Here is a 23,504-nt window from a genome sequence, read left to right on the forward strand (position 1 = left end):
GCGTCAGCTGGCTAGGCCAACATTACTCGATTTGGAAGTTCATTTTGATCACAACAGCAAATATCACCATGCAGTTCGGCGCTAAGCCACTGTTTGAAAACATCTCAGTTAAATTTGGCGGAGGTAACCGTTACGGTCTTATCGGCGCGAATGGCTGTGGTAAATCGACCTTCATGAAGATCCTGTGTGGTGATCTAGACCCTAGCAGCGGTAACGTCTCGTTAGATGTCAATGAGCGTTTGGGTAAATTAAGCCAGAACCAGTTTGGTTATGAAGAATTCAACCTGATTGATACTGTGATCATGGGCCACCGCGAACTGTGGAAGGTCAAGCAAGAGCGTGACCGTATTTATTCTTTACCTGAAATGAGTGAAGAAGACGGCATTACCGTGGCTAACCTTGAGATGGACTTTGCTGAGATGGACGGTTATACCGCCGAATCTCGTGCGGGCGAATTGCTGCTGGGTGTGGGTATTAGCATAGAAACCCATTTTGGTTTGATGTCAGAAATCGCTCCAGGTTTGAAACTACGAGTATTGTTAGCGCAGGCGTTGTTCTCTGATCCTGATGTGCTGCTACTTGACGAACCTACCAACAACTTGGATATCGACACTATTCGTTGGTTACAGGACATGCTGAATCAACGTAATAGCACTATGGTGATCATTTCGCACGATAGATATTTCTTAAACTCAGTTTGTACCCATATGGCTGATTTAGATTACGGCGAGCTGCGCGTTTATCCTGGTAACTACGACGAATACATGCAGGCTGCCACTCAAGCTCGCGAGCGTTTATTGTCGGATAATGCTAAGAAAAAAGCCCAGATTTCTGAGCTGCAAACCTTCGTAGCGCGCTTCTCTGCGAACGCATCTAAGGCGAAACAGGCTACATCACGTGCCCGTCAAATCGACAAAATTAAGTTAGATGATATTAAAGCCTCTAGCCGTGTGAACCCGTTCATTCGTTTTGAGCAAGAAAAGAAATTATTCCGTAATGCCTTAGTGGTTGAGCAATTAACTAAAGGCTACGATACGCCACTATTCAAAGACTTAAACTTGATTGTTGAAGTGGGTGAGCGCATTGCGGTATTGGGTGAAAACGGTGTCGGTAAAACAACGCTGTTACGAACTTTGATCCATGATATCCCACAGGATAGCGGTACGATTCAATGGTCTGAAAACGCAAATATTGGTTATTATGCGCAGGACCATGAGTCTGATTTCGAAAACGAAATGACCTTGTTCGAGTGGATGAGCCAATGGCGCAAACCTGAAGATGACGACCAATCAGTACGTGCTATTTTAGGCCGTATGTTGTTTGGATCTGACGACATTAAAAAGTCAGTCAAAGTGTTATCGGGTGGTGAGAAGGGCCGCATGTTATTTGGCAAGCTCATCATGCAAAAAGCTAACATTCTGGTACTCGATGAACCGACCAACCACATGGATATGGAATCGATTGAGTCATTGAACAACGCGTTAGAAATGTACGAAGGCACATTGATTTTCGTCAGTCATGACCGTGCATTTGTATCGTCACTGGCGAACCGTATTCTTGAAGTGACTCACAAAGGCGTGAATGATTTCAGAGGTAATTACGATGAGTTCCTTGCCAGTAAAGGGATTGAATTATAAAACTTGTTAGCCTGTGATAATACACGGAGCTAAACTAAAAACGCCGCAATAAATTGCGGCGTTTTTGTCTCTGTTTTCTGTTTAATTTTCGTTATGAGTCAGCATTATTTTTGTTGTACGTAAATTAAGTCATCAGTATTAAACCCACGCGCTTTTGACATCTCAACAAACTTGTTAAGCACCTCTGCTGGCACAGTCGGTGTTTTGGCTAGTAACCACAAATAATCTGTGTCTGGCCCCGATATAAAAGCATATTGGTAGTTTTCATGATCTAATTCAAAGACCACATAGGAGCCATAAAATGGCCCAAAGAAGGAGACTTTTAAATAGCCTTCGTTATCGCCATTAACAAAATAGGCTTTACCTTCGGCTTCTTTCCATGCATTTTTTTCGGTTGAAAAACCACGGTTAATCACCATCACGCCGCCATCATCTTTTAGGCTATATTCGGCGCTAACTTGGCTTAACCCTCTTTCAAATGAATGATCTAATCGTGCTATCTCGTACCATTTACCCAGATATCGATTCAGCTCAAAATTATTTACGGGTTCAACATATTTGGGCATGCCTAAGCAACCGCTCAGTAAAAAGACACTGATGACTAATAATAATTTTCTCAATTTCGCCTCCCTGTATAAAGTGTTCCAGGCCGCTTTCTGTCATGTTTTTAGTCGTCAGCTGCGCTGAGTTTAGACGCATTTCTAAAAACTATTTTTCTCGATAAACAATCGATTAACACCCTTGTACTGTAACGTAATCATGGATATTAAACATAATACAAAACACGCCTTGGCTTAATCATCTGAATTAATGTATTGCTTGCGGTCTAAATCGTATTTTCGCATTTTGTCATAGAGCGTTTTACGCGGTAGCTCAAGTTGTTCCATCGTCAGTTTAATGCTGCCTTTATTATGGCTGAGTGCTTCTTCAATCAATACGCGCTCAAAAAACTCGACTCTTTGAAGTAAGGACATGCTGGAGTGCAAACTGGGTGTATTACCCAAGGTGCCGGCAAAAGCCGCTTCTCCGCCTAATAGTACAAAGCGTTCTGCTAGGTTACGTAACTCACGTACATTGCCCGGCCAGTCGTGGGAGGTGAGTATGGCGTTTTGTTCGGCATTTAGGGCGATGAGCGCCTTGTGATAGCGCGCTGACGCAACACGGGCAAAATGCAGAAATAGCAATGGAATATCTTCACGGCGATCTCTTAGTGGCGGAATAGGTACTGTCACGAGATTTAAGCGATACAATAAATCCTGACGAAATTCCCCCGTATCACACAGGCTTTTTAAATCCACTTTTGTGGCCGCTATCACGCGAATATCCAGATTGATGCTTTTATTTGAACCTAAGCGCTCAACCTTACGATCCTCAAGTACTCGTAGTAGTTTGACTTGCAGTGACAGTGGCGTACTTTCGATCTCATCTAAAAATAATGTGCCGCCATTGGCATATTCAAACTTACCAATGCGCATCTTATCTACACCGGTAAATGCGCCTGCTTCAGCGCCAAAAAGTTCACTTTCAATCAGGTTTTCAGGGATAGCGCCACAGTTGATAGCAACAAAGTTAGCTTGGTTACGGCTACTATGATCGTGTAAATAGCGGGCAACGAGCTCTTTACCTGTACCGGTTTCACCTTCAATTAACACGTCGGCTGGGGTGTCTATCACTTGAGTAATAATATGGCGCATACGGTTAATGCCGACACTGTTGCCTAAAATCCGTGGCCCCGGCACGCTCTGGCTCTGGAGATCCTTTTTGAGTTTACGGTTTTCTAAGGTCAAGCTACGTTTATCTAGTGCGCGTTTTACCACGTCGAGGATATGTTCGTTATTAAAGGGTTTTTCAAGAAAATCATAGGCACCTTGCTTTAACGCATTAACCGCCATAGCGATATCACCAAAGCCTGTGAGTAGTACAACGGGCAAGTCGGGGTCTTGTAGACGGATTTGCTGCATTAAACTGATGCCATCTAAGTGTGGCATGTTGACATCTGATATCACCATGCCAGCCCAATCTTTATGCAAAAGCTTAGCGATACCTTTAGGTTCAGTGGTCGCAATTGCTTTGATGCCTTCGAGTTCAAATAATTGAACAAGAACAGTGCCGATGTGTGGCTCATCGTCAACGATGAGAACAGAATAATCTTGGATCGAATTGAGCACACTCATGAGACTAACGTTCCTCGAGCAAATAAATAGGTAAAATAATCTGGAAAATGGCACCGCCATCCTCGGCATTAGCCACGTTAATCTGGCCTTGCATGGATTCGATAATACGCTGTGAAATCGATAAACCCAAGCCAAGGCCGTGACGTTCACTGGTGGTAAAGTAGGGCTCAAATATTTTTTCGATTTGGCTTTCACGCACGCCAGGACCTGTGTCTTGAATGCTGATACAGAACTTGTCTTCGCAGGTCACTCGAATGATCAAATGGCGTTTAACTGATTGTTGCATCGCGACAATGGCGTTGCTCATAATATTGACAAATACTTGTTGTAGTCTGACCTTATCGCCCCAAACCTGATACTGACTGTTGGGTAACTGCACGTCTAACTCTACACCTTGCTTGTCTATTGCGGGCTGAACTATGGTCAGCGCTTGTTTAAGACAACGGCTAATATCGGTGGCGCTATCTGTGCCTTGGCTTTTACGGGTAAAACTTTTAAATTGTCCCACAATATCAGCCAGCCTGTCGGTTAGCTCAATAATAATTTTTATATTATCCAAAGCTTTATCTTGCATGTTGCGGGTTAGAAAGGTTTGGGTATTTTGGGCGTAACTGCGAATAGCCGCCAGAGGTTGGTTTAGTTCATGGTTGATACTGGCAGCTAAGCTACCTATTACAGTGAGTTTTGCTGCTTGGATTAGCTCGTCTTGAGTGTCTTTGAGTTGATGGTTAGCCTGCAGTAAGTCTTGAGTACGCTCTTCAACTCTTTGTTCTAATAGGCTCTGCGCCAATTTCATACGGTGTAAGTTACGACGACGCTCGGCGCTAAATAAAATACTTAATGCCAATAGCAGATAAATACTGGCTGAAAGTAGCATCAGTGCTGGCAAAGATGTCATTAAAGGCTTAATCGGTGCAAATATGTGTACTCGCCAACCCGCTTTGGACATTTGTTGGTGATTGTCCATGTATTGCTCACGATCTTTGCCCGTTTGCAGTTGATAGATTATGGCTTGACGATCACTCTCATAGGCTGGCTTTATTAATAGCTCGCCAATAGGACGTTCAGCGTAACGTTTTGACGTATCTATAGTTTGTTGTTTGATTTTGGTGAGTGGCGTCAGTGATTTTAAACGCCATTCATCGATGCTGGAGATAAACACAATATCTTCGGGATCACTGATCATAAATTGGTATTGACCCGCGATGGCAATACTCGTGCTTTGTTGCTCGATACCGCTAATATCCACTTTAACGATTATCGCGCCCAGTATGCCTTTACCACCTTGCTGATAAATCGGATAGGAAAAGTAAAACCCGCGCTTATCAGAGCTGGTACCCACGGCATAATAACGGCCTAAATTACCTGAAATTGCATCGGTGTAATAAGGTCTAAAGGAATAGTCCTTACCGATGAACGAGAAACTCTGTTGCCAGTTGCTGGCGGCAATCGCGACCCCTTGCTCATCGATAAGATAAATATCCGATGCTTCGGTGACATGTTGAATTTCTTCTAGATATAGATTGAGATCTTGCACCTTGCTAGAGTTTTTTGGGTCGTTTAGAACACTAGCCAACATAGGATTAGTCGACAGTACATGGGGAATACTTTCGTAGCGGGACAATGCACCGTCAAGAAAGCTAATTAACTCCTTCAGTTGTTTTTCTGATTGAGCTTGAATATCAATTTTACCTTGATGTAAATGTACCCAATAGGTCAGTTTTAGCGTTAAAAATAAGCCAACGAGCAGGACTACAGTCAAAAAGAGGCGTTTTTTAGCCTTAGAGGTCATAGGTAACATGGTGGCTATCCTGGTAAAACATGGGCATTAATACGATTGGCATAATATCGGATACGGTTTGCTTTAAAAAGAAAGCGAGCCCGTTTAGGCTCGCTTAAAAATTATCTGTAATCAAGGGTTAATGTCATAACCCTTGAACGGTAGGCTAATAACCACGCATTGAATCGAGCCATTCAGGTAAGAAAAGCGAAATTTGCGGCACATAGGTGATAAGAATCAAGAAAGCCAGCATCAATACTAACCACGGCAGAACCGATTTAATTACCCAACCAATACTGTGTCCGGTTATGCCCGCCGTCACAAAGAGGTTGAGTCCCACTGGCGGCGTGAGCATACCTATCTCCATGTTGACCACCATGATGATACCTAAGTGAATAGGATCTATGCCTAACTGAGTCGCGATAGGGAAGAGGATCGGCGCCATAATCAACACAATTGCAGAGGGTTCCATAAAGTTACCGGCAGCAAGCAGCAGCAAGTTAACGATAATTAGGAATCCCCAAGCGGGTAAACCCATGTTAACAATATGCTCAGCAATGATATGTGGGATGCGCTCCGTCGTTAACACATGCGCGAACAGCATCGCGTTAGCGATGATAAACAGCAGCATGATACTGACCTTAGCGCCATCGCGAACAACGTTACGTATATCTTTGTTAATAGGCGTTTTGATAAGACCTAAGGCCATATAACCTAAATTACGCATGCTAGCGCTAAGGATATTTTCACCTTCATTACGCCAAGCTACATCTTTTAATGGGCCGATATCGCGATAACCAAACACCGCAATAAAGTACGCATACATACAGGCTACTGCCGATGCTTCTGTAGGGCTCGCAACGCCACCATAGATAGAGCCTAATACAATAAAGATGAGTGCTAATCCACCCAAGGCTTTAATACTTGAAATACCTAATTGTTTAAAACCAGGGAAAGGGCGTGAAGGCAAGTTTTTGAAACGTGCGACTATGTAGATAACAACCATCAGTATAAATCCCATCATTAAGCCTGGGATTAAACCTGCCATAAACATTCTTGCTGCCGACACTTCTGTCGCTGCCGCATATACCAACATGACAATTGATGGTGGAATTAAGATACCGAGTGTGCCCGAGGTAGTGATAACCCCAGCGGCAAACTTTTCAGGGTAACCGGCTTTAACCATGCCCACTATCACGATAGAACCGATAGCGGCAACTGTGGCTGGAGATGAGCCCGATACGGCGGCAAACAGCATACACGCCATAACGGATGCCATAGCTAAGCCACCGCGGACATGTCCGATACTGTCCATTGCAAAATCAATAATTCGTCTTGCTACGCCACCAGTTGATAAAAAAGCGGATGATAAAATGAAAAAGGGGATCGCGAGTAAAGTGTAATGCTCTGATGAAGACTCATATAATTTAAGTGCCACTGAAGCTAAAGAGTCATTAGAGAAAAATAATATCGTGAGCATACTAGAAAAACCTAACGCGATAGCGATGGGCATCCCGAGGAACATACACACAAATAGGGCGGTGAATAGGGTTGCAATAGCCATTATTTAATCTCCTTTTCGTCAGAGATAACAGTGGTATTGGCTTGTTTAACGCTTTCATCAATTAAATGCATACTTTCTTTCGCTTCATCGGCAAATTGGAGGCCAGATATTTGGTTACGTAAAATACCAATAAACAGTTCGACGAAACGCCACGTCAACATTATAAATCCAATAATCAGAATGCTTTGAGATAACCAAATAGGCACAGCGCCATCTTCTACGTCAATTCGTAAAGTGTTCCAAGCAAAATCCGGATCGAGACTTTTTAGTAAAAACTGCGGGAAATTAATATCTTCCATCGGCACGCCAATTTGGTACATCTGGCTTAAATAATCCCAACTGCCTTTTAAAAACAGCCCACAATAAATAATACAGACCGAGGCGGTAATTAAAGCGGTTATTTTTTTTGCTCGAGGTGCTAAGTTTTTAACAAAGGCATCCACTCCAATGTGTGCACCGACTTTTACGCCGTAGGACATACCAAACAGCACAAACCAACCGCAAAGGGTTAACGTGAGCTCTTGGATCCACAGAAACCCCGTATTAAAGAAAAATCGTGCGATTACTTCTGAAAATACTAACAATGTCATCAAGGTGATCAGTAGATTCAGTACACCCTCTTCAAAATAACCAAATATTCGCGATATCACAGCCATAACTTCCTCACTGAAATAACCGCTTAAACCCAAATAAGTTTAAGCGGCTTGTTATTATTATTTATTTGCAGCTACAGCGGCATCAATCACATCTTTACCGATTTGGTCTTCAAACTTAGCCCAAACAGGCTTCATTACATCAATCCACTTTTGGCGATCAGCGGGAGATAGCGTCACTAATTGTGAACGTTTAGAATCAAGAATTAACTGCTTATCTTGATCATCTTTCTCAGCGGCAATCTTGTTACCTAATGCGATAGATTCATCTAAAGATTCTTTGATGATCTTACGTTTGTCAGCCGGTAAACCTTTCCAGAAAGTATCTGAGGTCACGACCATATAATCGAGTACACCGTGATTACTTTCAGTAATCTGGCTTTGTACTTCATAAAATTTCTGTGAGTACGTATTTGACCAAGTGTTTTCTTGACCATCGATAGCGCGGGTTTGAAGCAGGGTAAATACTTCTGAGAAAGGCTTTTTCACTGGAATGGCGCCAACAGCATCAAACTGAGCCGCTAGAACATCTGATGCCATTACGCGAAATTTTAAGCCTTTCGCATCAGAAGGGTTTTTAAGTGGTGTATTGGCAGAGAACTGCTTCATACCATTGTGCAAATAACCTAGACCCACGACACCTTTACGTGTCATCGAGTTTAGAAGTGTTTGACCCGCTTCACCTTGTTGAAAACGGTTTACAGCGTCCATATCATTGAATAAAAAAGGTAAATCAAATACTTGCAAACGTTTGGTGTAACGTTCGAATTTTGAGAGTGACGGTGCGACAAATTGCACATCATTTAGTAGAAGTGCTGCTAACTCATTGTTATCCCCAAATAACTGTGAGTTAGGGAATACGTTTACTGTGTATTCTCCCGGCAAGCGTTGTTCAACGAGTTCTTTAAATTTAAGTGCCATTTGGCCTTTAGGAGTATTTTCTGCAACAACATGCGAAAACTTAATTTCAACTGGTGCAGCAAGTACGTTAAAGCTACTGGCGAATACAGAAGCAACGGCGAGCATCTTAACGAGGGTTTTAAGTGGGCGAGTGAATTCAGTGTGTTGATTCAATGTCATCTTGAGTTCCTTTTTCTATTGTTAGGATTTATCCTCAGTCTTGGTTAGTTTGTTACCAAGTTTGAGTCGGAATACAGCCTTGATTTCCCTGAGGTCTGTCTTACTAAAAGCAAGTACCACGCCAACTTACACTAAAATCTGTAAGTGTTTGGTTGCTAAAGTGTAGTTCATTTGATGTTTGTCACACTTTTTGTTTACTGGGTGAGATCTCGCTCACAGCGAGGCGTATTTTGGGTGGAAAACCACCCAAAACAAATATTCATCATTACTTTAGCGTATTTTAAGATGCCGACTAATTCAGCAAAAGCTGTTATTTAGAGATCAAAATATGCGAATAAATTGTACTAAGATGCCGGCTGAACCTGAGGAGCGTAGCTTTATGGGAGGAGAGTGAAAAGGCTAATAATGAGTTGCTAACTGTTATTATCGTGAGCTTACAGACTATTTAACTTGAGCTCGAGATAAGCAGAGCCGCTGAATAGGCCTCTTTGCGTTGCTCTGTCTAACCATAGCTCGCTATGGCGTACTACAGAGCGCCTTGATATGCGCAAAAATCTGCGCATTCAGTCAGAAAATAGATTTCTCGTTTCAAACTAATTATTTATAGCATTGATCTAGTTTGTTAAATGTAGATTTTTCGACACTCGTTATCCAGAGTTCAGGTTATTTAGCGTAACGATTTATATATTCTAATATCGATTATATCGTATGACACCTTAAGCATACATACCTAAGGTAATCGCTAGATAATAGCTCTTAAATGACCTTACTCATTACCTGCGTGGAAGTTTTAACTCAGCGGTTGTGCTACAGAAAGGGACAGGTTGATTAGTACAGCGATAACATGCTCTGGAATGCCTCAAAGGAAATATGCAATCCAATTCATTAAGTTATTTGTAGTCAATATAGTTTAGTTAGTAAATTTATAACGAGGTGAATATGGTGGTCGCTACTGGGCTCGAACCAGTGACCCCCTCCTTGTAAGGGAGGTGCTCTCCCAGCTGAGCTAAGCGACCTGGGGGTAAAACCTGTGTATTGCAGAATATGGTGGTCGCTACTGGGCTCGAACCAGTGACCCCCTCCTTGTAAGGGAGGTGCTCTCCCAGCTGAGCTAAGCGACCTGGGGATAAAACCTGTGTATTGCATAATATGGTGGTCGCTACTGGGCTCGAACCAGTGACCCCCTCCTTGTAAGGGAGGTGCTCTCCCAGCTGAGCTAAGCGACCTGGGAATTCTAATTGACACAATTTTTAAGTCATTATTCATTAAAGAATGGTGGTCGCTACTGGGCTCGAACCAGTGACCCCCTCCTTGTAAGGGAGGTGCTCTCCCAGCTGAGCTAAGCGACCTGGGAATGACTTTCACACTTTTGTTCATCAAGTTATATGGTGGTCGCTACTGGGCTCGAACCAGTGACCCCCTCCTTGTAAGGGAGGTGCTCTCCCAGCTGAGCTAAGCGACCTGGGATATAACTACTTGTTGTACAACCATAAATTCTTTGCAAAAAATATGGTGGTCGATACTGGGCTCGAACCAGTGACCCCCTCCTTGTAAGGGAGGTGCTCTCCCAGCTGAGCTAATCGACCTCGCTGTGTGGAGCCGTATTATAGGGAGGTTCGATCGAGTGTCAACGCTTTTTAGTGAAAAAACCATTGGTCGCGGCATTTTTGTTCGTATTGACTTAATGCTATTCATCCCGCTGATCAAAGTGTTAGTTAATTAGTCAATTTAATTAGTCAATTATTGATGCTTAATTGGCGAGGACTGTGTAAATCGACATGGTTCATCAAGTTGCTTAATGGCATTACTTAAGCCTTTAGTGATTAGCTAAGTTCAACGCCGCTTAAGTTTAATCAGTAGATAACAACGGTTATTGATATATAGAGAGAAATTGCCCATCAGTTTTATGCTAATGAATGTAAAAATTCAGTGGCTATTTAGCTGGCGCATTTTTATAGGTGCCTTTTGTACTGATATGTTAGGGCCTTCTGTAGCCAACGTTATCTAAACAGGATTATTTAACATTTAGAACCGTGATTTTTATACGATAAATGAGCTGGCCCTGCTTGTCCCATTTGCAGCACTCGCTTTGGCTGTTAGAATAAGCCCACTTTTTACCGTGATTGTCTTTATCTAGACGACTTTATATAGGTTAGTGTCCCATTATGACAACTAAGACGCGTTTTGCCCCCAGTCCTACTGGTTTCTTGCATGTTGGTGGTGCCCGTACTGCACTTTATTCTTGGTTACAAGCTCGTGCAAATAACGGTGAATTTGTACTGCGTATTGAAGACACTGATATTGAGCGTTCGACTCAAGCCGCTTGTGATGCGATTTTAGAAGGCATGAACTGGTTAGGTCTGACATGGGACGAGGGCCCGTATTACCAAACTAAGCGTTTTGATCGTTATAACGAGATCATTGCGCAAATGTTAGCAAAGGGCACTGCCTATAAGTGCTATTGCTCACGCGAGCGAATTGATGCCTTAAGAGAAACACAAGCTGCTAACGGTGAAGCGCAAAAGTACGATGGTTGCTGCCGTGATTTACCTGCCCGAGACACAGATGAACCATTTGTGGTGCGTTTTAAAAACCCTATTGGTGGCTCAGTGGTATTTGATGACCACGTTCGTGGCCGTATAGAATTTTCTAATGACGCATTAGATGATTTAATTATCGCCCGTACCGATGGCGTGCCAACCTATAATTTCTGTGTGGTGGTTGATGATTGGGATATGGGCATTACATGTGTCGTGCGTGGTGAGGATCATATCAACAATACGCCGCGTCAAATTAATATCCTTAAAGCATTAGGGGCTCCGATCCCTGAATACGCGCATGTATCGATGATTTTAGGGGATGACGGCGCGAAATTATCTAAGCGTCATGGCGCCGTGAGCGTTATGCAATATCGTGACGATGGTTATTTGCCTGAAGCGCTGTTGAACTACTTAGTACGTTTAGGCTGGTCACATGGCGATCAAGAAATTTTCTCATTAGAAGAAATGAAGCAATATTTTAAATTGGGCGATATCAACAAAGCCGCTTCGGCTTTTAATACCGATAAACTAGTGTGGCTTAATCAACACTATATAAAGAGTCTTGCCCCAGAATATGTGGCGACACACTTACAATGGCATATGGACGATCAAAAAATTGATCTGTCAAACGGTCCTGCATTAGCCGAAGTCGTCACTGCATTAGCAGAGCGAGCTAAAACACTAAAAGAGTTAGCTGCTTCTAGTCGCTATTTCTATGAAGACTTTACAGAGTTTGATGAAGCCCAAGCGAAAAAGCATTTACGTGGTGTTGCGTTAGAACCATTGCAACTGGTGCAACAAAAATTAGCGGCATTAACGGAATGGACAGCCGAAGCTATTCATCAGGCAATTGAAGATACCGCTACTGAATTAGATGTGGGTATGGGTAAGGTTGGCATGCCTTTACGTGTTGCAGTAACAGGGGCAGGGCAGTCTCCTGGCTTAGATATCACACTATGTTTAATCGGAAGAAATCGTTCTGAACAAAGAATATCCAAAGCGATTGAATTTGTAGCAGATAGAATAAATTCCTAAAAAAACGAGTTGACACTTTTAAGTGTGCTGCATAGAATGCGCCACGCAGTTGAGACACGGCCGAGCAAATGCTTGCAGTGCACTTAAATGCCGTTAAATAAGTTTGGGGTTATAGCTCAGCTGGGAGAGCGCTTGCATGGCATGCAAGAGGTCCACGGTTCGATCCCGTGTAGCTCCACCAAACTTACTGCAGATATTAAGCAAGAACGTTAAGTTCAAATTAATATGTCCTAGCCCCTTCGTTTTTAGATGAGAGTGCCTAGGACACCGTAGATGTTAAACGGGAACGTTAAGTTCAAATTAATATGTCCGGGTCCCCTTCGTCTAGAGGCCTAGGACACCGCCCTTTCACGGCGGTAACAGGGGTTCGAATCCCCTAGGGGATACCAAATATTGGTTCCTAGCAAATGACAGCGTGTTGTTTGATAAGAACAAAATCTAAATTTATGCTGATATATTGGCTGCTAAAGTCTATTGTATTGACAAAAATTTGGGGCTATAGCTCAGCTGGGAGAGCGCTTGCATGGCATGCAAGAGGTCCACGGTTCGATCCCGTGTAGCTCCACCAATTTACAGTCTTATTAAGCTGAAACGATAGTTTAAATTAATAATCCCGGGTCCCCTTCGTCTAGAGGCCTAGGACACCGCCCTTTCACGGCGGTAACAGGGGTTCGAATCCCCTAGGGGATACCACATTTTGGTTCCTAGCAAATAACTAACGTGTTGTTTGGTAAGAGCAAAACATTTGCTTCCTAGCCTATTGAAGTAAATGTGTTACACCGCTCGGTTACGAGTTAAATCATAAATCCGGGTCCCCTTCGTCTAGAGGCCTAGGACACCGCCCTTTCACGGCGGTAACAGGGGTTCGAATCCCCTAGGGGATACCACATTTGGGTTCCTAGCAAATAACTAACGTGTTGTTTGGTAAGAACAAAGCATTTGCTTCCTAGCCTATTGAAGTAAATGTGTTACACCGCTCGGTTACGAGTTAAATCATAAGTCCGGGTCCCCTTCGTCTAGAGGCCTAGGACACCGCCCTTTCACGGCGGTAACAGGGGTTCGAATCCCCTAGGGGATACCATCTATTTTTTATAGAGAGTGGTTCCTAGCAAATAACTAACGTGTTGTTTGGTAAGAACAAAGCATTTACTTCCTAGCCTACTGAAGTAAATGTGTTACACCGCTCGGTTACGAGTTAAATCATAAGTCCGGGTCCCCTTCGTCTAGAGGCCTAGGACACCGCCCTTTCACGGCGGTAACAGGGGTTCGAATCCCCTAGGGGATACCACATTTTGGTTCCTAACAAATAACTAACGTGTTGTTTGGTAAGAACAAAGCATTTGCTTCCTAGCCTATTGAAGTAAATGTGTTACACCGCTCGGTTACGAGTTAAATCATAAGTCCGGGTCCCCTTCGTCTAGAGGCCTAGGACACCGCCCTTTCACGGCGGTAACAGGGGTTCGAATCCCCTAGGGGATACCACATTTTGGTTCCTAGCAAATAACTAACGTGTTATTTGGTAAGAACAAAGCATTTACTTCCTAGCCTACTGAAGTAAGTGTGTTACACCGCTCGGTTACGAGTTAAATCATAAGTCCGGGTCCCCTTCGTCTAGAGGCCTAGGACACCGCCCTTTCACGGCGGTAACAGGGGTTCGAATCCCCTAGGGGATACCAATTTTAATCAAGGTTTATCGAAACTTTGGTTAAAGACAATAAACCACCTTTAAGGTGGTTTTTTTGTCTCTACATTTTGAGTGCTTAATTGAGAGTCGCCCGATTTAGTTGCGATTCATACGCACCAAGTTATTCATTAGACTTACCCACAATTCCAAATTACCAAATAAAAACAATAATGCTTAGATAGGCTTACCTTGCTTGGTGACGTAACTTTGTTCAATCACGTATTAAAGCTTGTTGAGGCGTCTTCTAACCTAATCCTGTTCTAAACCAATACAAAAACTCACTTTTGGGATTATTCAATGTTGGCACTTTGAATGCTGTCACTCTCAACGCTGATACTTGGAACCGTTAATCGCGATTTATCCATGTTTCCAATCACTCAACGAGTGCAATTTGAAGTAGTCCGTTGTCACAACACCTATTTTTCAGGAATATTGCGTTAAACTGGCTCGTAATTTTAGGGAATATGAGAGCGAGTATAAGTATAAGAGTGAAGCTTTGCGGGAAGAGGGAGAATTAGGCGGAAACCTATAGAGATAAAAAAGGCGACATTCATTACTGAGTGTCGCCTTTCGTCATCTAACTTTTGGCTTAATCTACACCTAAGAATCCACCGGTTTGGTGCGCCCATAGTTGGGCATAAATACCGCCAGCGGCGATAAGTTCTTGGTGTGTGCCTTGTTCGACGACTCGGCCTTGATCTAACACGATTAGCCTATCCATTGCGGCAATGGTTGAAAGTCGATGGGCAATGGCGATCACTGTCTTACCTTGCATTAATTCATATAAGCTTTCTTGTATTGCCGCTTCAACTTCTGAATCTAGCGCAGAGGTGGCCTCATCAAGTAGTAAAATCGGTGCATTTTTTAATAAAACCCGTGCGATGGCGATACGTTGTCTTTGTCCGCCAGAGAGTTTTACACCCCGCTCACCGACTTGAGCATCTAAGCCATGGTTACCGTTAGGATCGCTTAAGCTTTGAATAAAGTCATAGGCTTGAGCTTGCTTAATGGCGCTGTCGAGCTGTTCTTCACTGGCACTTGGATTACCGTAAAGAATATTCTCGCGGATAGTGCGATGCAAAAGTGATGTATCTTGCGTGACCATGCCTATTTGCGAACGCAGTGAATCTTGCGTTACCGTTTTGATGTCTTGGTCATCAATATTAATCTGACCTTTTTCAACATCATAAAAACGCATGAGTAAATTGACTAGGGTCGATTTACCCGCGCCAGAACGGCCAACAAGACCGACTTTCTCACCCGCTTTAATATGCAGATTCAGATCTTCAATCACGCCAGTCTGTTCACCGTAATGGAAACACACATGTTTGAAATCAATCTTACCTTGATTAACGATAAGCGGTTTTGCGTTAGGTTCGTCTTGGATTATTGTTGTTTTTGATAGCGTGTTCATCCCATCGATGACGGTGCCAATATTTTCAAATAATGAACTGATTTCCCACATTATCCACTGTGACATGCCGTTTAAACGCAGTGCTAAACTCACCGCTATGGCAATGGAACCGACGGTAATAGCGCTATCGGTCCATAAGGCAATCGATACCGCTGCAATACTAAAGGCCAACATGTAGTTAATAATCTGCACGCTAACACTAATGCCAGTCACTAAACGCATCTGACGATACACAGTATCTAAAAATATTTGCATACTGGATTTAGCGTATTCAGCCTCTTTTTGTGTGTGAGCGAATAATTTTACTGTGGTGATGTTGGTGTAGCTGTCGACGATACGGCCTGTCATGGTTGAGCGTGCATCGGCTTGCTCAGTAGAGACACTTTTTAACTTAGGTACAAAATACCATTGCAGCCCAACATACAATGCGAGCCACACTAACATGGGGAGTACGAGACGCACATCGGCGCTGGCGATCATCACTAGCATAGAGGTGAAATACACTAAAATGTATACCAGTACATCGAGCAATTTCATCACAGTTTCGCGCACGGCTAAGGAGGTTTGCATCACTTTAGTCGCGATTCGCCCCGCAAAATCATTTTGATAAAATGACACACTTTGCTTCAGCAAATAACGATGTGCGAGCCAACGGATCGACATAGGATAATTGCCGAGTAAGGTTTGATGCATGATAAGCGCATGCAGTAATACCAACACAGGCATGACAATCAGCATCATCACGCCCATGAGTATTAAGGTTGTCCCTTCATCTTGAAATAAGGTCTGTGGATCTTTTTTCACAAGCCAATCAACTAACTGGCCCATAAATCCGAACAATGACACCTCAAGCATGGCCAGCATTGCGGTCAGAATAGACATTAGGATTAATGGCAGCTCGTAGCCTTTAGTATAGTGACGACAAAAAGCATAAACCCCAGTAGGTGGCTTAGTGGGTTCGTCATCGGGGAGGGCTTCAACCCAAGATTCAAATCGTTTAAACATGAATTAACTCTATGTTGAGATAAAAAATAGTCGTATTTATACCTAAATAACCAGCTGCTGTTGAAACTCGTATCCTCAGGTAGCTTGGGTATAGCATATAGGATTTCATGCATTAACAGCATGGAAATGATTGAGTTCCGTTTTCCGCTAGTGCTACATGTTAGTTTTACGTAAAGTAATCAACAAGACATAAATTGTGAGCGGATATTGTCGGGCCTAATAAATGATGAAGACGAGTAACATGTCTGTGGTTTTGATAAAAAAAGAGAGTAATCGTTCGGCTGATATGTTGATCAGTGATGGACTACTTTCAGCAACGGTTTGTCGAGAGGCGAGGATGAGCCGCGATGTGCGTTTTGATGGTAAGTTTTTTGTTGGCGTGTTAACCACGGGCATTTATTGCCGCACCGTTTGCCCGGCAGTTGCGCCAAAAGAGCAAAATGTGCGTTATTTTGATTCAGCTGTTAAAGCGGCGCAGGCGGGGTTACGGCCTTGTTTACGCTGTCGACCCGACAGTGCACCAGGATCAAATCCGTGGAAGGGCACAGGCACGACTTTAGCAAGGGCCATTAGTTTGATTGAAGCAGGCGCATTGGCAGGGAGATCATCGGGAGAAGCGGCTTTAACTGTAACACAATTTGCTGACCGATTAGGCATCAGCAGTCGTTATCTGAATAAGCTATTTACCGAAGGTTTTGGCACTTCGCCAAAACAATATGCCTTATACCGACAGTTACTGTTTGCGAAACAATTATTACATCAAACCCAGTTACCTATCACTCAAGTGGCGTTGGCGGCGGGTTTCAATAGTATTCGTCGTTTTAATGAAGCGTTTAAGCAAAACTTGCAATTAACGCCAACTCAATTAAGAAAGACCGCATTAATCAAGGCGGCGAAGGAGCACGTTATTGATCCATCAACAGGATTAAGCGAAATCGATGCTATGGGTGAATTTGTACCGCACTATGGATTAACACTATATCAATACTATCGACCACCATTGGATTGGTCATCGCAGCTGGCATTTTATCGCTTACGTGCGGTGACGGGGATGGAATGGTTCACGTCGCAAGTGAGTCATCCACAAGCGAGTGATGCCGTTCAAGTTGCAGATGAAGCACACCTTGCCGCGGAAGCTAAATTTGACGATAACGGGCTCGAATATGGTCGTTGTTTTGCATTAGGTAACATGCGCGGCACAGTGCAAATGTCCCATGAGCCTAAGCTAAATCGATTCAAGCTGTCTATTGCGTTGACCGAAGACTCTACCGTGGATGAATTACAGCAATTAGTGACGCTGATACGGCGGATTTTAGATCTTGATGCGGATATGCAACAGATTGAACAAAGCTTAAGTACACTATCCCATGTAGAATTAACGCCTTTGGCAGGCTTGCGTATCCCTGGCGCAGGATCGTTATTTGAGGCGGTGTGCCGCGCAATTTTGGGCCAACAAGTGACGGTCGTACAGGCAACTAAATTATTGAATCTATTGGTTGAAGCCTATGGTGAGCGCTTTTACCTCAATGGCCGAGAGTATCGGTTATTCCCGACACCTGAGATCATTCGCAAAGCCAGTCTTACTGAACTTAAAATGCCGGGGGCACGTAAATCGGCGCTTAATGCTCTGGCTGCATTTATCTGCGATTATCCAGAGGCAAGCGTTGATGAGTGGCTTAGTGTTAAGGGTATTGGTCCTTGGACAATAGCCTATGCCAAGCTTCGTGGCTTGGGCGATCCAAATGTGTTTTTAGATTCAGATTTAATCGTCAAAAAGCATTTATTGGCCTTATATGCTACAACACATCCGCAGAATGAATCTGCTACTACGATAAGTTATCCTGATTTATGTCAGCAGCTTAGCCAAAGCATCGCGCCTTGGGGCAGTTATTTAACCTTCCAGCTCTGGCACCAATAACCGTCAAACAGTTCCAAATTAAACTGACAATGTAGAACATCGTTTACATTAAATGAAGAGACAGATAATGAAGCATCCTATTCGTCAATTGAACCAAGCTCCAAACGTTGCAGCGTATCAGCCCTGCGCCGTAGATACTTTTATGAGTCCTGTTGGTCTGTTGCAATTACATGCTAACGCCTACGGACTGAGCCATTTAACGGTTATTGGCTCAGATCGTACTGAGATTATCCTTGCTAAGGTGAGTGCGGATACGCTCAATCAAGCCACAGTGCATATTCGCGAAACTCAGGCACAGCTCACGGATTACTTTGCGGGTAAACGTGCTGAGTTTGATGTAAAGCTCGCGCCCAAGGGCACACTATTTCAACGTGAAGTCTGGCAAGCTTTGCTTAATTTAGATTACGGCCAGAGCTGCTGTTATGGAGAGATTGCTGAGCAAATAGGTCGTCCCAAAGCGGTACGCGCGGTAGGCGCAGCCAATGGCGCAAATCCTATCGCCATTATTGTGCCTTGCCATAGAGTGATAGGCAAAAATGGTAAACTCACCGGTTATGCTTACGGACTTGAGATGAAACAACAGCTACTCACGCTGGAAACTGACAAGCACAGTATCAATATTTAAGCTAGAATAGCGTCCTATTAAGATATTGGTGAGCAGTTAAACTTTCTATGACTCAGGCTTCTTCCTCTGCGGCAAACTTTGCCCAACTCGGCATTATTGCACCATTGCTAAATCGATTAACCGAATTAGCCTATGTTTTGCCCACACCGGTTCAGGCGGCGACAATTCCTGCTGTGCTCGCCGGGCGCGATGTGTTAGCTGGCGCCAATACAGGCTCGGGTAAAACGGCAGCCTTTGCCATACCAGTGTTGCAGCAACTCGTTGAAGCTAAAACCGATGATAAAAGTGGCGCTTATGTTCGTTGTTTGGTCTTAGTGCCAACCCGTGAGTTAGCGCAGCAAGTTGCTGATAGCTTTTTGTCCTATGCTTCGCATTTAAATGGCCAACTGAAAATTGTTGCCGCATTTGGTGGTGTGTCCGTTAATGCCCAAATGCAAAGTTTACGTGCTGGCGCTGATGTGTTAGTGGCAACCCCTGGTCGTTTATTAGATCTATTATCCAGTAATGCGATTAAATTGAACCGCGTTAGTGTCTTAGTGCTTGATGAAGCCGACCGTATGCTAAGTCTTGGTTTTACAGACGAATTAGCCCAAGTACTTGATGCTTTACCAGCGAAAAAACAAACATTGTTATTCTCAGCGACCTTTCCTGAAGAAGTGCGTGAATTAACGACAAAACTGCTTAATAATCCGCTTGAGTATCAATTACAAAGTGAGCAAGAAAGCACGATTCATCAGCGGGTGATTACCGTTAACCGCCCGATGAAAACCGCATTATTAGCGCATTTGATAAAAGAGCACCAGTGGTCACAGGTGCTAATTTTTGTCAGTGCCAAGAACACTTGTAATCACTTAGCGCAAAAATTATCTAAACGCGGTATCAGTGCCGAAGTCTTTCATGGCGATAAAGCTCAAGGTGCGCGTACGCGGGTGCTCGATGGTTTTAAAAATGGTGAGATCAGTGTGTTAATTGCTACTGATATTGCAGCTCGTGGTATCGATATCGATAAACTGCCTGTGGTGATCAACTTTGATTTACCTAGAAGCCCAGCAGATTATATGCATCGTATTGGTCGTAGTGGCCGCGCGGGTGAAGCTGGCTTAGCCGTGACTTTGATTTCCCATGAGGATTATCACCACTTTGGCATTATAGAAAAAAAGAATAAGCTTAAGCTCGTGCGTGAACAAATTGTGGGTTTTGAAGCCGATGATGAAATACCAGCCGAACTGTTAGAGCAAGAAAAGCCTGTCGCTAAGCCTGAAGGTACGGGCAAAAAAAAACGTAAGCAGTTACCGCCAGCCAATACTGAATTTTGGGGTAAGCAATCTTAAGTCATTGGAGATAAGCTATTGTTAGCTTATCTCCAATGTTCCTTGTCATCTCACTTGTCGTAGGTAAGGTTTATGCAGCACTTATTTTGGTTAGTTGAAGGTAAAGTCGCAGGGCGTAGTGGTCCCAATAAAGATTCTTGGGATTTACAAACGCTCAAAGACGCTGGCATTGGTGCCGTTTTGTCAGTTAATGGCGGTGAAGGCTGCGAACCAAGTGCGTTTAAACAGCTCGATTTACGTTACGAATGCATTCCGTTGTCGCGTAATGTGCCACCCCAAAATGGCGATGTGGCGATTTGTGTGGCTCAGTTACCTAAGGCTTTAGCGTTTATTCAGCAATGTGAAGCTGATGATGTTCCTGTGGTTATTCATTGTCGGTCGGGTAAAGATCGCACGGGTTTAATTATGGCGTATTATCTGATGGTTAATGGTGCTGCACCATTACATGCTGTGAGCCAAGTACGCAATATTCGTGATATTGCTTTTACTGCAGAAGGTTGGGATCAATTTGCCTTCGACGTCTTATACGCATTACAAGACTAAGTCTTTAAAAGCCATTTGGTCGTTAAATCGACTAATTAATAGGTAGTGATTTTCATGTGTTTGACCTTCATCATCAAATTTTTATGATTTTAAGGTTAAGCTACCCCTAGGTTAATTTTAGTGAGTTACCCATATCATTATGAAAAGCAAAGCAAGTCAGTCGCAGGGATTACTGCTGTTTAAGTTATCACAGACCCAAGTGTTTGCTTTAGGCACGTTGAAAATTCGTGAACTAGTGCCTTATACGCCATTAAGTAAAATTCCTCAATCGCACCCGACAATTCTTGGTGCGGCGACCATTCGGGGTCATACGATCCCCATTATTGATATGGCGGCCGCGATTGGCTATAGGCCAATTACAGCCGAGGAATTAGAGAAGTGTTATATCATTATCACTGATTGCCAACGGATGATTATTGGCTTTTTAGTGCGTGGTATCGATAAAATTATCGAGTGTAACTGGCGTGATATTGAAGCTCCTTCTGCCAACTTAGGTAAAAATGCCTATTTGACTGGCGTTACCCGTTTTCAAGATCAATTGGTGCAGCTGCTCGATGTTGAGCTGTTATTATCAAAAATTTTCCCCGATAACCCACAAGCTAACCGCGCTATTTTGACCGATGTGCAGCGTGAAAAACTGAAGCCGATGAATATTCTATTGGTTGATGATTCTAAAGTTGCTCGTAAGCAATTATCTGACGCACTAGATATGATCAACATACCTTATCGGGTGACCGCAGATGGTAAAGAAGCCTTAGCGATTATGGAGCAAGCGGCACTGGATCATCATCCGATTGATATTTTAGTGAGTGATATCGAAATGCCTGGGCTTGATGGTTATGAATTGGCATTTGAGGTGCGTGATAATTCGTTAACTGCTAATGCTTATATTATCTTGCATACATCTTTATCCAGCGAAATTAGCGTGAGCCAAGCTCATCAAGTAGGGGCAAATGAAGCGCTAACAAAATTTGATGCCCACGAGTTGATTGATGCCATGTTGCGTGGTGCTGATTTAGCTATCAATAAGCACTAATCAAGTAACGTGTGCGGTTTTTGTGAGCTTTAGGCGGGCAAGAGGGGGATTTTGCTCGCTTATTTCTTGGTAAGACTAGACAAGTCCAGTCACATCCTATAAAAACCTAATGGCCTCATTTTCGAAGGCGTGCGTTGGGGATCTCAACCAAAATATAATAACGATAGGTTAAATCATGAAACAAAAATCATTATTAGCTAAATTGGCTAATGGCAGTCTGGTATTACAAATCTTATTAGGCATCATCGCGGGTGTGATTTTAGCCACTTTGTCACCTGACAGCGCAAAAGATATCGCTTTTTTAGGTAGCTTATTTGTGGGTGCATTAAAAGCGATAGCGCCAATATTAGTATTCATCTTAGTGGCGTCATCGATTGCCAATCAAAAGAAAAATACTCAAACGAATATGCGCCCTATTGTGATTTTGTATCTATTAGGGACGTTTGCCGCAGCATTAACCGCAGTGATTTTAAGTTCAATTTTCCCGACGGATTTAGTACTGGTGGCTGGCGTGGAAGGCACCAGTCCGCCACAAGGCATTGGCGAAGTCATTCATACCTTATTATTCAAATTGGTCGATAACCCAGTTAATGCGTTAATGACGGGAAACTATATTGGTATTCTCGCTTGGGGTGTGGGTTTAGGTTTAGCTTTACATCACGCTACCGATTCGACTAAACAAGTGTTTGCCGACATGAGCCATGGTATTTCACAAATGGTGCGCTTTATTATTCGTTTAGCGCCTATCGGTATTTTTGGTTTAGTTGCGGCGACATTTGCCGAAACCGGTTTTGCGGCAATTGCAGGTTATGCACAGCTATTGGCAGTGTTATTAGGTGCAATGGCGATTATCGCTTTAATCGTTAATCCATTGATTGTATATGTGAAGATTAGACGTAATCCGTACCCGTTGGTATTTCAATGTTTGCGTGAAAGCGGCGTTACCGCATTTTTTACTCGCTCGAGTGCGGCAAATATTCCCGTGAATATGGCGCTATGTGAAAAATTAAATCTGCATGAAGACACGTATTCTGTTTCTATTCCTTTAGGTGCCACCATTAACATGGGTGGCGCAGCTATCACCATTACAGTATTGACTTTAGCCGCGGCTCATACCTTAGGTATTCAAGTTGATCTACTAACAGCATTGTTACTGAGCGTTGTCGCTGCTGTTTCAGCTTGCGGTGCATCTGGCGTTGCTGGCGGTTCATTACTACTGATTCCACTGGCTTGTAGCTTGTTTGGTATTTCTAACGATGTTGCCATGCAAGTGGTTGCCGTGGGCTTTATTATTGGCGTGGTTCAAGATGCCGCTGAAACCGCATTAAATAGTTCAACGGACGTTATCTTTACCGCTGCCGCTTGTGAAGCCGCTGAAAATAAAACTAAGTTGAGTTAAGTTAAGCACGTAAGTTAATTAGCACGGTTATTCGTTTTATAAGCAATTAAAGCAGTCACTTTGGTGGCTGCTTTTTTATAGGAGTC

Annotated in this window: 15 protein-coding genes and 15 tRNA genes; 17 read left to right on the top strand and 13 right to left on the bottom strand. The window is 43.3% G+C overall.

Annotated elements, in window-relative coordinates:
- Nucleotides 1–44: 44 nt before the first annotated feature.
- Complete coding sequence (locus tag C9I43_RS04060) at nt 45–1,637, top strand: ABC-F family ATPase (protein WP_076496740.1); 1,593 nt, start codon at nt 45–47, stop codon at nt 1,635–1,637.
- 104 nt (nt 1,638–1,741) lie between these two features.
- Here the strand turns inward: C9I43_RS04060 and C9I43_RS04065 are convergent, their stop codons facing one another.
- From C9I43_RS04065 to C9I43_RS04120, 12 genes are all read right to left on the bottom strand, one after another.
- Complete coding sequence (locus tag C9I43_RS04065) at nt 1,742–2,257, bottom strand: lipocalin family protein (RefSeq protein ID WP_076496739.1); 516 nt, start codon at nt 2,255–2,257, stop codon at nt 1,742–1,744.
- Between the two features lie 174 nt (nt 2,258–2,431).
- Nucleotides 2,432–3,811 carry a sigma-54-dependent transcriptional regulator gene (locus C9I43_RS04070; RefSeq protein WP_107882276.1) on the bottom strand — a complete coding sequence of 460 codons (1,380 nt, stop codon included), beginning with the start codon at nt 3,809–3,811 and terminating at the stop codon, nt 2,432–2,434.
- Nucleotides 3,812–3,815: 4 nt separating this feature from the next.
- Entirely contained in the window at nt 3,816–5,612 is a 1,797-nt protein-coding gene (locus tag C9I43_RS04075; protein WP_107882278.1) for a sensor histidine kinase, read from the bottom strand.
- Nucleotides 5,613–5,757: 145 nt separating this feature from the next.
- Nucleotides 5,758–7,155 carry a TRAP transporter large permease gene (locus C9I43_RS04080; RefSeq protein WP_107882280.1) on the bottom strand — a complete coding sequence of 466 codons (1,398 nt, stop codon included), beginning with the start codon at nt 7,153–7,155 and terminating at the stop codon, nt 5,758–5,760.
- Nucleotides 7,155–7,811 carry a TRAP transporter small permease gene (locus tag C9I43_RS04085; protein ID WP_076496735.1) on the bottom strand — a complete coding sequence of 219 codons (657 nt, stop codon included), beginning with the start codon at nt 7,809–7,811 and terminating at the stop codon, nt 7,155–7,157. The genes C9I43_RS04080 and C9I43_RS04085 overlap by 1 nt, the downstream gene beginning before the upstream one ends.
- Nucleotides 7,812–7,868: 57 nt before the next feature.
- On the bottom strand, nt 7,869–8,888 hold the full coding sequence (locus C9I43_RS04090) for a TRAP transporter substrate-binding protein (RefSeq protein ID WP_076496734.1): 1,020 nt from the start codon (nt 8,886–8,888) through the stop codon (nt 7,869–7,871).
- A gap of 940 nt (nt 8,889–9,828) precedes the next feature.
- Nucleotides 9,829–9,904 (bottom strand) — tRNA-Val (locus C9I43_RS04095).
- A gap of 29 nt (nt 9,905–9,933) precedes the next feature.
- Nucleotides 9,934–10,009, bottom strand: a tRNA-Val gene (locus C9I43_RS04100).
- A 29-nt stretch (nt 10,010–10,038) separates the two neighbouring features.
- Nucleotides 10,039–10,114, bottom strand: a tRNA-Val gene (locus C9I43_RS04105).
- A gap of 47 nt (nt 10,115–10,161) precedes the next feature.
- Nucleotides 10,162–10,237 (bottom strand) — tRNA-Val (locus C9I43_RS04110).
- Between the two features lie 37 nt (nt 10,238–10,274).
- Nucleotides 10,275–10,350: transfer RNA gene (locus C9I43_RS04115), tRNA-Val, on the bottom strand.
- A 48-nt stretch (nt 10,351–10,398) separates the two neighbouring features.
- Nucleotides 10,399–10,474 (bottom strand) — tRNA-Val (locus tag C9I43_RS04120).
- Between the two features lie 579 nt (nt 10,475–11,053).
- Here C9I43_RS04120 and gltX point away from each other — a divergent pair.
- From gltX to C9I43_RS04170, 10 genes are all read left to right on the top strand, one after another.
- On the top strand, nt 11,054–12,463 hold the full coding sequence (gene gltX, locus C9I43_RS04125; protein WP_076496733.1) for a glutamate--tRNA ligase: 1,410 nt from the start codon (nt 11,054–11,056) through the stop codon (nt 12,461–12,463).
- A 105-nt stretch (nt 12,464–12,568) separates the two neighbouring features.
- Nucleotides 12,569–12,644 (top strand) — tRNA-Ala (locus tag C9I43_RS04130).
- A gap of 132 nt (nt 12,645–12,776) precedes the next feature.
- Nucleotides 12,777–12,852 (top strand) — tRNA-Glu (locus C9I43_RS04135).
- 103 nt (nt 12,853–12,955) lie between these two features.
- Nucleotides 12,956–13,031 (top strand) — tRNA-Ala (locus C9I43_RS04140).
- 49 nt (nt 13,032–13,080) lie between these two features.
- Nucleotides 13,081–13,156, top strand: a tRNA-Glu gene (locus tag C9I43_RS04145).
- A gap of 118 nt (nt 13,157–13,274) precedes the next feature.
- A tRNA-Glu gene (locus C9I43_RS04150) sits at nt 13,275–13,350 on the top strand.
- A gap of 118 nt (nt 13,351–13,468) precedes the next feature.
- Nucleotides 13,469–13,544: transfer RNA gene (locus C9I43_RS04155), tRNA-Glu, on the top strand.
- A gap of 131 nt (nt 13,545–13,675) precedes the next feature.
- Nucleotides 13,676–13,751 (top strand) — tRNA-Glu (locus C9I43_RS04160).
- A 118-nt stretch (nt 13,752–13,869) separates the two neighbouring features.
- Nucleotides 13,870–13,945: transfer RNA gene (locus tag C9I43_RS04165), tRNA-Glu, on the top strand.
- Nucleotides 13,946–14,063: 118 nt separating this feature from the next.
- Nucleotides 14,064–14,139: transfer RNA gene (locus C9I43_RS04170), tRNA-Glu, on the top strand.
- Between the two features lie 597 nt (nt 14,140–14,736).
- Here the strand turns inward: C9I43_RS04170 and C9I43_RS04175 are convergent.
- A complete protein-coding gene (locus C9I43_RS04175) occupies nt 14,737–16,566 on the bottom strand; it encodes an ABC transporter ATP-binding protein (RefSeq protein WP_107882282.1) in 1,830 nt (609 codons plus the stop codon).
- A 226-nt stretch (nt 16,567–16,792) separates the two neighbouring features.
- Here C9I43_RS04175 and C9I43_RS04180 point away from each other — a divergent pair, with 226 nt between their 5' ends.
- The 6 genes from C9I43_RS04180 (at nt 16,793) to sstT (ending at nt 23,418) form a co-directional block, all read left to right on the top strand.
- The gene (locus C9I43_RS04180; RefSeq protein ID WP_181317907.1) at nt 16,793–18,484 is read left to right on the top strand and encodes an Ada metal-binding domain-containing protein; all 1,692 of its coding nucleotides are present in this window, start codon (nt 16,793–16,795) and stop codon (nt 18,482–18,484) included.
- A gap of 67 nt (nt 18,485–18,551) precedes the next feature.
- Nucleotides 18,552–19,109, top strand: coding sequence for a methylated-DNA--[protein]-cysteine S-methyltransferase (locus C9I43_RS04185; RefSeq protein WP_107882286.1), 558 nt, complete (start codon nt 18,552–18,554; stop codon nt 19,107–19,109).
- Between the two features lie 47 nt (nt 19,110–19,156).
- Entirely contained in the window at nt 19,157–20,440 is a 1,284-nt protein-coding gene (locus C9I43_RS04190) for a DEAD/DEAH box helicase (RefSeq protein WP_107882289.1), read from the top strand.
- Nucleotides 20,441–20,512: 72 nt separating this feature from the next.
- Nucleotides 20,513–20,983, top strand: a complete 471-nt coding sequence (locus C9I43_RS04195) for a phosphatase domain-containing protein (RefSeq protein WP_076498062.1) — start codon at nt 20,513–20,515, stop codon at nt 20,981–20,983.
- Nucleotides 20,984–21,122: 139 nt separating this feature from the next.
- Complete coding sequence (locus C9I43_RS04200; RefSeq protein ID WP_107882290.1) at nt 21,123–22,019, top strand: chemotaxis protein; 897 nt, start codon at nt 21,123–21,125, stop codon at nt 22,017–22,019.
- Nucleotides 22,020–22,194: 175 nt separating this feature from the next.
- Nucleotides 22,195–23,418 (top strand): serine/threonine transporter SstT, encoded by a 1,224-nt coding sequence (gene sstT, locus C9I43_RS04205; protein WP_107882292.1) that lies wholly within the window; start codon nt 22,195–22,197, stop codon nt 23,416–23,418.
- Nucleotides 23,419–23,504: the final 86 nt, after the last annotated feature.

The sequence above is a fragment of the Shewanella morhuae genome (assembly GCF_003028295.1).
Classification (GTDB): Bacteria; Pseudomonadota; Gammaproteobacteria; order Enterobacterales; family Shewanellaceae; genus Shewanella; species Shewanella morhuae.

Coding starts and splice junctions, on each gene's coding strand:
- C9I43_RS04190 (WP_107882289.1), top strand. CDS start 19,157: ATGACTCAGGCTTCTTCCTCTGCGGCAAACTTTGCCCAACTCGGCATT.
- C9I43_RS04195 (WP_076498062.1), top strand. CDS start 20,513: ATGCAGCACTTATTTTGGTTAGTTGAAGGTAAAGTCGCAGGGCGTAGT.
- C9I43_RS04080 (WP_107882280.1), bottom strand. CDS start 7,155: ATGGCTATTGCAACCCTATTCACCGCCCTATTTGTGTGTATGTTCCTC.
- sstT (WP_107882292.1), top strand. CDS start 22,195: ATGAAACAAAAATCATTATTAGCTAAATTGGCTAATGGCAGTCTGGTA.
- gltX (WP_076496733.1), top strand. CDS start 11,054: ATGACAACTAAGACGCGTTTTGCCCCCAGTCCTACTGGTTTCTTGCAT.
- C9I43_RS04075 (WP_107882278.1), bottom strand. CDS start 5,612: ATGTTACCTATGACCTCTAAGGCTAAAAAACGCCTCTTTTTGACTGTA.
- C9I43_RS04185 (WP_107882286.1), top strand. CDS start 18,552: ATGAAGCATCCTATTCGTCAATTGAACCAAGCTCCAAACGTTGCAGCG.
- C9I43_RS04180 (WP_181317907.1), top strand. CDS start 16,793: ATGAAGACGAGTAACATGTCTGTGGTTTTGATAAAAAAAGAGAGTAAT.
- C9I43_RS04070 (WP_107882276.1), bottom strand. CDS start 3,811: ATGAGTGTGCTCAATTCGATCCAAGATTATTCTGTTCTCATCGTTGAC.
- C9I43_RS04085 (WP_076496735.1), bottom strand. CDS start 7,811: ATGGCTGTGATATCGCGAATATTTGGTTATTTTGAAGAGGGTGTACTG.
- C9I43_RS04175 (WP_107882282.1), bottom strand. CDS start 16,566: ATGTTTAAACGATTTGAATCTTGGGTTGAAGCCCTCCCCGATGACGAA.
- C9I43_RS04090 (WP_076496734.1), bottom strand. CDS start 8,888: ATGACATTGAATCAACACACTGAATTCACTCGCCCACTTAAAACCCTC.
- C9I43_RS04200 (WP_107882290.1), top strand. CDS start 21,123: ATGAAAAGCAAAGCAAGTCAGTCGCAGGGATTACTGCTGTTTAAGTTA.